We start from the raw sequence: 9,982 nt of genomic DNA on the forward strand, positions 1-9,982 counted from the left end.
CCGAACGCCTTCGGGTACCAGATCGCCACCAACATCACGTACGAGCTGCCCTCGAACACGCTTAGCGGATACTCAAGTACGCGGAAAGACATATGGGATGGATACACGTGGGACTATTGCGCTTGGTACAGGTGGGACGATTGACCTGCCGGCTTTCTTCGGACCATCAGTTACTTGGGGATGGCCATCGTCGGGCGCTGTTGTGACAACTTCTGTTTGAACTCCACCGGCGTGAGCTGCCCGAGGCTCGAATGAGGTCGAACTTCGTTGTACCCACGTCGGAAGTCTTCGATCAAGATCTTCGCATCGATCCGATTTGTGAACCACTGCATGCTCAGGCACTCGTCGCGGAACTTGCCGTTGAACGATTCGTTGGAGCCGTTCTGCCAGGGCTTGCCCGGATCGATATGAGCAGTATCGATGTTTGCGGTGCTGAGCCACTTCAGGATCGCTCGTGACACGAACTCAGGGCCGTTGTCCGAACGTAGATACGTCGGTGCGCCGTGAACGCTGACGAGCTTTGCGAGCACCTCGATCACGCGCGGGGAGCGGATGCTGCCCGCAACATCGATGGCCAAGCACTCGCGCGTGTACTCGTCGATCACCGTGAGGCACTTCAGCTGCTGGCCGTTCGCGCAGGCGTCGAACACAAAATCGTACGCCCACACCTGACCCGCATCCGTCGGTTGCAACGGCCGCGGCCGAGTGCTCGCAACGCGCCGGCGCGGCCGTTTCCTCGGCACCTGCAGGCCGTGAAGCCGCCAGAGTCGATGAGTCCGATCGGCGCTCATAACATGGCCACGACGGGCCAGGAACACCTGAATGCGCCGATAGCCGTAGCGCGGATACTGCGCGGCGAGCTCGCGCATCACCGCGACCACGGGCTCATCCCGCTTCGCCAGCCGCGACTCGTACCCGAGCGTCGATCGTGCGACCGACAACAGCGCACACGCCTTGCGCACCGATACGCCACGCCTCTGCGCGTAGACGACCTGGCTGCGTCGAGCCTGCGCGCTCACCATTTTTTTGCGGCGATCTCCTTCATCACGTCGATCTCAAGATCCCGCTCCGCCACCAGCTTCTTCAGCTTCGCGTTCTCTTGCTCAAGATGACGCAGCCGCTTCACATCCGCCGGCTCGAGCTTGCCGAAGCGCTTGCGCCACTGATAGATCGTCTGCTCGCTGATCCCGTGCTTCTTGGCGACTTCCGTCACCGGCGCGGCGTCCGCTTCGCGCAGGATCTTCACCATCTGTTCTTCGGTAAATCGGGTCTTCTTCATGGCTTCCTCGTTACCCTGGAAGCCATCCTCTCAAGAATCAGCTGGTCCGAAAATCGCCGGGCAGGTCACTGGCCTCCACACATCAACGGCCTCGTCGTGTAGGGAAACGTAGATCGTTGCGGTCTCCGCTCGATCACGCCGCTCCTCCAGCAGTTGGCGAATCGCGATCGCGGCTTCCTTTTGCAGCACGCCGGTACTCATGCGTTCCAACAACTTGCCAGTGGGAGTGCCGTTGAATCGCCGCTTGAAGTCGGCGACATGATCAAGGAAGTGATCGCGCTTGCTCAAGTTGCCGCCTAACGCCGCAGTTCAGCGGCCGCGCGATGCCGTGTGAAGCGCGGCGCGAGCGCATAATGAAATGGCGCGCTCGCGCCGTCGCCGCGACGCCGTGTCACGGTCCGCTGCAACTGCTTGTTATGCGTCGGCATGTGCCAGTCACTCAGCCGTTGTCTGCGACCGCGATTCGTGCGCTAAGGAATTTGTTCGCGACTGACGTTAAGTAGGCGATCGCGATCAGAGCACCTTGGAGCGGATACATGAGGCTCGAGACGATGATGTCCAACGGGTGCGCAACACTCACACCCTCGAAGGCGGACATTGCGGTGGAAAGCACCAGCAGCACAACGAACGCGATTCGTGCGGGACGCCAGTAGAGGTACAGTCCGGCAAGCACGCCGAACTCGACACCTGCCCATACCCACAAAATCGCGGGACTTAGCGTAAGCGTCGCGGAGTATCCATTCCACTGGAGCAATTGCGAGAGGGCGGGATCCTCGGTGTTCATGTAAGCGAATGGCATCAAACCGGAAACCAGTATTAGTAGGGCGTATACGATGATCAGCGTCCGGAAGATGCTAGTCATGCTGATGCTTCCGTTTCAAAGCGCGACGGTCCGGTCTAAGGGCGCGAGCGGGTGACTCCGACGCCTAACGCCGCAGTTCAGCGGCGGCGCGCTGCCCTATGCTGCGCGCCGCGAGCGCATAATGAAATGACGCGCTTGCGGCGCGCATGTGACGCGGTATCACCGTCCGCTGCAACTGCTTGTTAGGCGGCAACGCGCTGGAACGCATGAGCTCACTCCACCCAGAATCCTGGACGCGGGTCCGGAGAGATCCACCGCCCGTCGCGCCAGTCAAACCGGAAGAATCGGCCACCGTTGCACGACTCATCTTCCGAACAAGTGAATACCTCGAGGCGATCGCGTTTGGCCTCTCCATCGATCTCAGGGTCGGACTGGATAAACAGAATCCTTGCGTTCGTCTGCTTAGCGACGATCGCAACCAGTTCCCTGACCGTGTCCAAGGGAACATCGGCTGGATACCGAACGGGCGTTGCGGCGTACCTGCCCTCAGCGAACTCGCGATATGACCCGTCTTGAGCGTGACCAGAAGATGCACAAGAGAGCGTGACCGCGGCCGCGATAACCAACAGACCGAAACGCTCCGCTCTCATCTTGAACGCACCGACTGGGATTCCCTTGCCGCCTAACAATAAATAGGCGACAAGCTGTCGCGAAACAAATGCGACAGACACTCGTATAGCGTGAATTTGTCGCGCATAAGTGATTGTCTAAAATAGAGCACGACCGTCGCTATGCGTCAATCGGCGCGACGGAGTAGGCGACACGGCCCGCGACCGCGGACTGCGAGCTCGCGTTCACTTACCAGTGTCTTTGCGCGCCGCGACCATCGGGGCTGCGCTGTCGTGCGGCGCGGGGAGCGCCGGCCGTGAACAGTCCGATGGTGAACAGAATCGCGATATCTACGGTCACCATCGCGAGGTGAAACCAGTTTTCCACGTGACCGGTCATCTGGGCCACGACGTGATAGACCAACGCGCCCACGAGCGCGACACCCAAGACCCGCGTGACTACCCGGCCTACTCTTGGCCGGTAGAACGAAGCGCAGACGAGGTTCCCACGATCAACGACGGGATGTGGACGAAGCCGATGGCCATCGGGACGGGGAACGTTTAGAAAAGAAACGCGTCCCAGAACCCGCCCGGCGACGAGTTAGGTGTCGAAAAGTGCGCAAGGCCGGCCACGGTGCCTGACGCTGCGACGCTCGCGATCCAGTACCAGATGGCTACAGGCACGCGTCGAACTCCGGCCGGTGGCTGGTTCCATCGTCAGCGCCGGCGGGGCTCGCGGTAGGCCGAGTCGAAATTCGCGCGATTCGGCATCACGACCTTCGGCAGCGTCGTCGCGTCCATGACGGCGTTCTGCTCGATGACGCCGTTCAACGCCAAGAGATACGCCGTCAGCGCGTAGGTCTCGTCGGGCGTCAGCGAGTGCGGGGTCACATACGGCATCGCGCGGCGAACGTAGTCGAAGACCGTCGTCGCATAGGGCCAGTAGCTGCCGATCGTGCGGATCGGCGCCGCTTCTTTCAGCGTGCCCTGCCCGCCGACGAGCCGATCGTTCGGCTGTCCCGCGCCATCGACGCCGTGGCACGCGGCGCACTTCGCCTCGTAGACGGTTTTGCCCGCGGCCGCGGTGCCCGAGCCCGGCGGCAAGCCGGCGCCGTCGGGGCCGATGCTCACGTCCCAACCGGCGACCTGCTCCGGCGTCGCGGGCACCCCGAGCCCCGGGCCTTCTTGCGCGGCCGCGCACGCGAGCCACGCGAACGATGCGGCAGCGGCGGCGAGTCGGCGCTCAAACATAGACGTTGCTCACTGCGCCGCCCGCCGCGACGCTCCAGCTCTGGATCGCGTTGTAGTGATAGCGGAACTGCGCGCCGCGCGCGGCCATCAGCGCCGCACGCGTCGGTTGCACGGCGCCCGTCTCGTCGACGGCGCGGCTCATCAGCACGCTCGGGCTGCCGTCCCAGCGCCACGGCATGCGGAAACGCGTGAACGCTTTCGGTAACGCAGGCCCGTCGAGCGCTGCTTGCGCGAAGCTCTTGCCGCCGTCGGCCGAGATCTCGACGCGGCGGATGCGGCCGAAGCCGGACCACGCCACTCCCGAGATCTGATAGAGCCCCGCCCCTTGCATCGTCTGCATGCCGGACGGCGACGTGATGACGGACTTCACTTCCATGGGGAACGTGAACAGCTTCGCGCGCCCGTTGGGCAGGAGATCGGAGTACTTCGACGTCTCGTCCTTCGTCATTGTCGGCTCGGCCGTCACCTTGATGCGGCGCAGCCACTTCACGTTCATGTTGCCTTCGTAGCCCGGCAGGAACAGGCGCACGGGATACCCCTGCTCGGGGCGCAAGCGCTCGCCGTTCTGATACAGCGCGAGGATCGCGTCATCCATCGCCTTCGCCATCGGCACGCTGCGGCTCATCGACGCGGCGTCGCCGCCTTCCGCGAGCAGCCACTTGCCTTCGGGTTTCACGCCGGCTTCGTCGAGCAGCACCGCGAGCGGCACGCCGGCCCAGTCGCTGCACGAAACCAAGCCATGAACGCCGCCGGCCGTTTGCTGCGGCGGCTCCGCGTTGTTTTGGGCAGCGCTGTTGCCCGAGCACTCGAGGAACTGGATGCGCGACACCAGCGGATAACGCGCGAGCGCCTCCATGCTGAAGATCAGCGGCCGCTCGACGAGGCCGTGGATCAGCACCTGATGTTGATCGGGGTCGATGTCGGGCACGCCGCTGTGGTGCCGTTCGAAGTGCAGCGAGCTCGGCGTAATGATGCCTTCGAGCGCTTCGAGCGGCGTGCGCGAGCCGCCGGTGCCCGTCGTGCTCGGCGTCGCATTGACGGTACGGAGCACCCGCGCCTCGTGCGGCGAGCGTTCGCCGTACGCGCGCATCGGCATGCCGGGCGTCTTCATCCATGCCGGCACCTCGGGAGGCGCAGCGCGCGCAGTCAACAGAGTGGCGCCCGCGAGCGCCGCGGCGCCGCCTTGCAGGAACAGGCGTCGATGCAGCAAGCCGTTGCCGGCTACCGTCTCGAGTGAATCGAGCGTTGGTCGCTTCGTCATGAGATGAATCCTTACGTTTGGCTCACTGTCCCGCGGGAATCGTCGGCGCCGGACCGATGCCCTTGATCTCGACGATCGCCTCAACGTCTTTGGCGCCGTCGTAGTGAATCTCGCCGGCGGGATGCAGCATGTAGCTGCCGGGGCCGAGCGGCGTCGTGCTGTCGGGATCGAACTTCGGCCCTTTGCCGGCCCACCACGTGCCCGAGATCACCGTGACGTGGCGATCCGTCGGGTGATAGTGCGGCCGCGACATCACGCCCGGCGCGAACCGCGCGCGGACGATATAGAAACCTTCCTTCGTAGGATCGCCGACGATGAACGCGAAGTCGGGGCCTTCCGCGTTGTCCTGCCAGACGATCTCGCTCGGTTTCAGCCAGATGAAACCTCTCTCGTCCTCGGCGGCGAACGCGATGCTGCAAACGGCGAGCGCGCCGAGCAGCGACGTCCAACGATACTGGTGCATTTGCTTCCCCCGTCGTCGCGCACGACGCATCGCGCGCGTTGTTTCAGGCAACGCTACTACGAGAAAGACCGGAACGGCTAGCGCTTCTCGATCATTCGGGACACGGTGACCCTGTTGCCGATGCCCGCGGCACGCTCCAGCACGGTTGCCCGGATGATTCCATAGATCACGCCCGGCTGCGCGTGGTCCCAGGCGATGCCCTGCCCGCGAATATGGAGCGGGACGATCTCGACGAGCTTCAGCACCGAGCCCGACTCTGGCACCGCCATCTTGTAGACCTCGGCCGGATCGTGGCCCGAGAGATAGAGGAATCCATCGGGACCCCACGAGCCGCCGGAGTTGCTCATGTCCTCGAAGCGGTCGAGGACTTCTTTCGGCAGCGTCCACGACCGCACGGGCTCGAAGCCTTCGGTCATCTCGATCACGACGGTGTTCGCCTTGCCGCCGTACGGCGTCCGCCCCGGGCCGATCTTCTGGTCGTAATTGGCGAACGTCATCCACCAGTGATCGCCGTGCCAATCCACCCACGTGAGCGACCCCCAGCGAACGCCGAAGCTGTGAGTGCCGACGTGCTCCAACGTGTCCGCGTCGACGATCTCGACGGAGCTCGTCATCGGCCAGTGGGGGTAGTTCGAGTGCGCGGCGTAGAGCTTGCCGTCCATGACCATCGCGCCGTCGAGGTGCACGATCGGACCGTCGCTCGGTGCCTGCCACTTCTCGACGAGCTTGGCCGTCGCTTTGTCGTACTTCGCGATCGCCTGGTTGTCGACGGCGTAGAAGAACCGCTCGTCGACGCCCACGCCCTGATTCGCCTCCGGCACCATGAGCTCGGCGACCTGCTCGAACGCGACCGCTGCCTTGGAGCCCGGAGCGAAGCCGAGGGCGGCGATCAACAGTAAGACGGCGCCCCTAGTCACCACTACTTCATCACGGGTACGGTTTTCTTCTCGGAGAAACCAAGCAGATCGACCGCGCCGTCGCTCGCGACGGCGCTCTCGCCTCGCGTGACGAACGCGGTCTCGTCGCGCACGGCGATGCCGAGATTGCCCGCGGTCTCGATCAAGCGCGAATGTCCCGACAGCACGAGCGGCCGGGCCTCGGCGACGACGACCTTCGGTGTGTCGGTCTTCGCCGCGGACTCGAGCAGCGCGAATCGCTCGTTGCGGCCGGCCTCGACGACAGGCCGATCGCGCACGAGCGTCATCGCGCGACCGGCGCGCAAGTGCGCCGAGACCTCGTAGCGCAGCGTGAGCACGTAGAGCTTTTCGGCCGGCCCGGTGACACGCACGCACGGGCCGAGAACGCCGCGGTCGCTGACCTTCGGGTCCGTGAAGAGCGGAAAGCTGATCTGCAGCGGCTCGCCTTGGCTGTACGCATTGAACGCGAACACGGCCGAGACGAGATCGCGCACGATCGCGCGCTCCTGGTCGGGCTGCATGACCAGGAAGTCGAGGTGATCCCCGATCGCGGCTTCTGATACGACCGTCATACGCCAAGCATAGCCCAGCGCCGGCCGCCGCTCGAAGCGGCCGCAGCCGCGGAGCCCTCGCTGCGTCAGCGGCGCTCGCGCGAGAGGCTGAGATAGGCGCGGTTCAGGAAGTTCGCGGGGTCGCCTTTGCGCGCGTCCCACTCCGACGTCGGACGCGACGCGACGACTTGCTCGAGCGTCGCGCCGCTCGCGATCAGTGCACTCATGCGGTCCCTGATCGTCGTCAACATGTCGACGTAGTCCCTCAGAGCCTGCGCGTCGGCGACCGGACCGTGACCCGGCACGACCGTGTACGTCGAATCGATCTCGGCGAGAACGCGCGAAGAGAACTCGATGACGCCGCTCAAACTGCCGCCGTTGTCGGCGTCGATGAACGGATATCCCGCGTTGTTGTACACGTCGCCCATGTGCACGACACGGTGCCCGCGAAAGACGACGGCCGTGTCGCCCGTCGTATGCGCCGGTCCGAAGTGCAGCAGATCGATGCGCTCGCCGTTGAAGTAGAAGCGCATCGTGTCGTCGTAGGTCAGCACGGGCAAGGCGGTCTCTGCGTACGCCGGCTGATCGCGCTTCGCGCTCACGAGATTGATGACGTTGTTCCTCGTCATCATCTGCCGGGAGTTTTCGTGTGCGATTAGCCACGTGCCCTCGGGGCCGAGCACCTGGTTAGAGTCGGAGTGATCGAAGTGCCAATGCGTGTTGATCGCGAACGCGATCGCGCCGCCGCCGAGCTCGCCGATCGTCGCCTTGTATTTCGGGACCATCGGCGCGAATTGATCATCGACGATCAGAACGCCGTTCGCGCCGATCGACACGAGGATGTTGCCGCCGACGCCGAACAGCACGTGGAAGTCGTCGGCGAGCCTCTGTGTCGTGATCGGTGTCGTTCGGAGTTGCTCGTCGAGATTGTCGAGCTGGGCTAAGGCGGGCGCCGCCGCTAGCACGGCGACACTCAGCGACAGGTGACGTGCAAGCTGCATCGAAAGATTTCCTTCCATCGGTTACGCCGTGCGCACTTCGCCGGCCGGCCGGCAGTCTACTTGGATCGCGGTCGGCCTCCTAGGTGCGCTTGACCGGACGGCCGCCGCCTCGTATATTAACCCTTATGGGTGAATATCAATCGGCACGACTGGACGAGGTTTTCAATGCGCTATGCGATCCGACGCGCCGCGCCATTCTCGCACGGCTCACCGACGCGAGCGCGCGAGTCACGGATATCGCGGCCGACTTCCCCATCTCGCTGAACTCGATTTCCAAGCACATCCGGATGCTGGAACGCGCCGGGCTGCTGCGCCGCTCCGTCAACGGCCGAGACCATGTGCTCTCGCTCGACGCGGAGCCCCTGGCCGAAGCCTCCGCCTGGATTGAGCGCTACCGGCGCTTCTGGGAAGGACGCCTCGCCGCCCTCGACACCTACGTGACCTCAAAGAAAAGGAAACGCAAATGAACGCCGCCATTGCTCCCGCGACCGTCGTCGTACGGCGCACGATTGCTGCCTCCGCCGAAGACCTGTTCGACGCCTGGCTCGATCCCGAGGCACTCGCCATCTGGATGCGGCCCGGCGGCATCAAGAAGACCACGGCGAAAGTGGATCCGCGCGTCGGAGGCCGCTACGAGATCGTCATGCAGGGCGACTCGACTTTTCCGCACACCGGCGAGTACCGCGTCATCGATCGCCCGAAGCGCCTGGTGTTCACCTGGATCTCGAACGGCACCGAGCAACGCGAATCGCTGGTCACGGTGGATTTTCTGCGCACCGGCCGGCAGACCGAAGTCGTCGTAACGCATGAGCAGCTGCCGCAAAGCCAGCGGACTTCGCACACCAATGGCTGGACCAGCGCGCTCGAGCATCTCGACGAACAGTACGCCGGTTGAGGGAGCCGCCATGACGAACATCCGACTCACGGCATTCAAATGGGTCCCGTCCGTCGTCCAGGGTCTGGTACGCGATCTGCCCGTGCGCTGGGCGCTCGAGGAAACCGGGCTCGATTACGAAGAGAACCTGCTCGCCGTCGGCGAACATAAGTCCGCGGCCCATCGCGCCGTACAGCCGTTCGGGCAGGTACCCGTGTACGAAGAGGACGGGCTCACGCTATTCGAGAGCGGCGCGATAGTCCTGCACCTAGGTCAGCGGTGTCCCGTTCTGCTTCCCACCGATCCGGCACGGCGCGCGCGCACCATCACCTGGATTTTCGCGGCCATGAGCTCGGTAGAGCCGCACCTGCAGAACTTAACCACCATCGATCTGTTTTTCGCCAACGAGGACTGGGCCAAGGTGCGGCGGCCCGACGTCGAGAAGATGGCTCAGTCGCGCCTCGATGGTCTCGCCTCGGCGCTCGAAGGCCGGGAGTACCTCGAGCACGAGTTCACGGGCGCCGACCTGCTGATGACCACGGTGCTGCGCTTCCTGCGCCACACCGATCTCGTCAGGAAGATGCCGGTGCTCGCCGCATACCAGGCGCGCTGCGAGGCGCGGCCCGCGTTCCAGCGCGCATTGGCCGCGCAGCTCGCGCCCTTCTCGAAGTACGCGCCCGCCGCCTGACCGGGGCGAAGGTGCCGGGCGAAGGTGCCGGTGTTACGGTTTCGGTTCAACCGAACCGTAACACCGGCACCTCTTTCTTAGGCCTTGCGCACTTTTTCCGGGACGTGCGTCTCGGCGGAGCGGATGATCGCCTCCGTCCATTTCCCAAGGTTGCTATACGACCTTTTCGACGCTGCCGCCTTTTTCGGCCGATCTCACGATGGCTTCGGTGACCGCGGCGCCGTGGATCATTTGGTCTGTCGGAATGGGGTAAGGCTCTCCGCCCTGAGCCGCTATTGCGAAGGCTT

General features: G+C 64.1%; 14 protein-coding genes. 3 read left to right on the forward strand and 11 right to left on the reverse strand.

Annotated elements, in window-relative coordinates:
* Positions 1–170: 170 nt before the first annotated feature.
* From VN706_03380 to VN706_03430, 11 genes are all read right to left on the reverse strand, one after another.
* Positions 171–1,279, reverse strand: a protein-coding gene (locus VN706_03380) for an IS3 family transposase (GenBank protein ID HXT14641.1) whose coding sequence is annotated in 2 segments (ribosomal slippage) — positions 171–1,021 and positions 1,021–1,279 — 1,110 coding nt in all. Because the reading frame shifts where the segments join, the coding sequence is not laid out codon by codon here.
* A gap of 30 nt (positions 1,280–1,309) precedes the next feature.
* A complete protein-coding gene (locus VN706_03385; GenBank protein ID HXT14642.1) occupies positions 1,310–1,567 on the reverse strand; it encodes a hypothetical protein in 258 nt (85 codons plus the stop codon).
* 8 nt (positions 1,568–1,575) lie between these two features.
* Positions 1,576–1,707 carry a hypothetical protein gene (locus VN706_03390; GenBank protein ID HXT14643.1) on the reverse strand — a complete coding sequence of 44 codons (132 nt, stop codon included), beginning with the start codon at positions 1,705–1,707 and terminating at the stop codon, positions 1,576–1,578.
* An 11-nt stretch (positions 1,708–1,718) separates the two neighbouring features.
* On the reverse strand, positions 1,719–2,141 hold the full coding sequence (locus VN706_03395; GenBank protein HXT14644.1) for a hypothetical protein: 423 nt from the start codon (positions 2,139–2,141) through the stop codon (positions 1,719–1,721).
* 798 nt (positions 2,142–2,939) lie between these two features.
* A complete protein-coding gene (locus tag VN706_03400) occupies positions 2,940–3,137 on the reverse strand; it encodes a hypothetical protein (protein ID HXT14645.1) in 198 nt (65 codons plus the stop codon).
* A 269-nt stretch (positions 3,138–3,406) separates the two neighbouring features.
* On the reverse strand, positions 3,407–3,940 hold the full coding sequence (locus VN706_03405) for a cytochrome c (GenBank protein ID HXT14646.1): 534 nt from the start codon (positions 3,938–3,940) through the stop codon (positions 3,407–3,409).
* Positions 3,933–5,201, reverse strand: coding sequence for a sulfite dehydrogenase (soxC, locus tag VN706_03410; protein HXT14647.1), 1,269 nt, complete (start codon positions 5,199–5,201; stop codon positions 3,933–3,935). Before soxC ends, VN706_03405 begins: the two co-directional genes overlap by 8 nt.
* Positions 5,202–5,223: 22 nt before the next feature.
* On the reverse strand, positions 5,224–5,664 hold the full coding sequence (locus tag VN706_03415) for a cupin domain-containing protein (protein HXT14648.1): 441 nt from the start codon (positions 5,662–5,664) through the stop codon (positions 5,224–5,226).
* A gap of 77 nt (positions 5,665–5,741) precedes the next feature.
* Positions 5,742–6,581, reverse strand: a complete 840-nt coding sequence (locus VN706_03420; GenBank protein HXT14649.1) for a hypothetical protein — start codon at positions 6,579–6,581, stop codon at positions 5,742–5,744.
* A gap of 2 nt (positions 6,582–6,583) precedes the next feature.
* On the reverse strand, positions 6,584–7,153 hold the full coding sequence (locus VN706_03425) for a hypothetical protein (GenBank protein ID HXT14650.1): 570 nt from the start codon (positions 7,151–7,153) through the stop codon (positions 6,584–6,586).
* A gap of 65 nt (positions 7,154–7,218) precedes the next feature.
* Positions 7,219–8,133 carry an MBL fold metallo-hydrolase gene (locus tag VN706_03430; GenBank protein HXT14651.1) on the reverse strand — a complete coding sequence of 305 codons (915 nt, stop codon included), beginning with the start codon at positions 8,131–8,133 and terminating at the stop codon, positions 7,219–7,221.
* 125 nt (positions 8,134–8,258) lie between these two features.
* Between VN706_03430 and VN706_03435 the strand changes: the two genes are divergently transcribed.
* The 3 genes from VN706_03435 to VN706_03445 are packed head-to-tail and all read left to right on the forward strand — an operon-like array spanning position 8,259 to position 9,695.
* Positions 8,259–8,600: a metalloregulator ArsR/SmtB family transcription factor gene (locus tag VN706_03435; GenBank protein ID HXT14652.1), complete on the forward strand. Its 342-nt coding sequence runs from the start codon at positions 8,259–8,261 to the stop codon at positions 8,598–8,600.
* Positions 8,597–9,028: an SRPBCC domain-containing protein gene (locus tag VN706_03440; GenBank protein HXT14653.1), complete on the forward strand. Its 432-nt coding sequence runs from the start codon at positions 8,597–8,599 to the stop codon at positions 9,026–9,028. The genes VN706_03435 and VN706_03440 overlap by 4 nt, the downstream gene beginning before the upstream one ends.
* Positions 9,029–9,038: 10 nt before the next feature.
* A complete protein-coding gene (locus VN706_03445; GenBank protein HXT14654.1) occupies positions 9,039–9,695 on the forward strand; it encodes a glutathione S-transferase family protein in 657 nt (218 codons plus the stop codon).
* The last annotated feature ends 287 nt before the right edge of the window (positions 9,696–9,982 follow it).

This window comes from Gemmatimonadaceae bacterium (genome assembly GCA_035606695.1).
GTDB lineage: Bacteria > Gemmatimonadota > Gemmatimonadetes > Gemmatimonadales > Gemmatimonadaceae > JAQBQB01.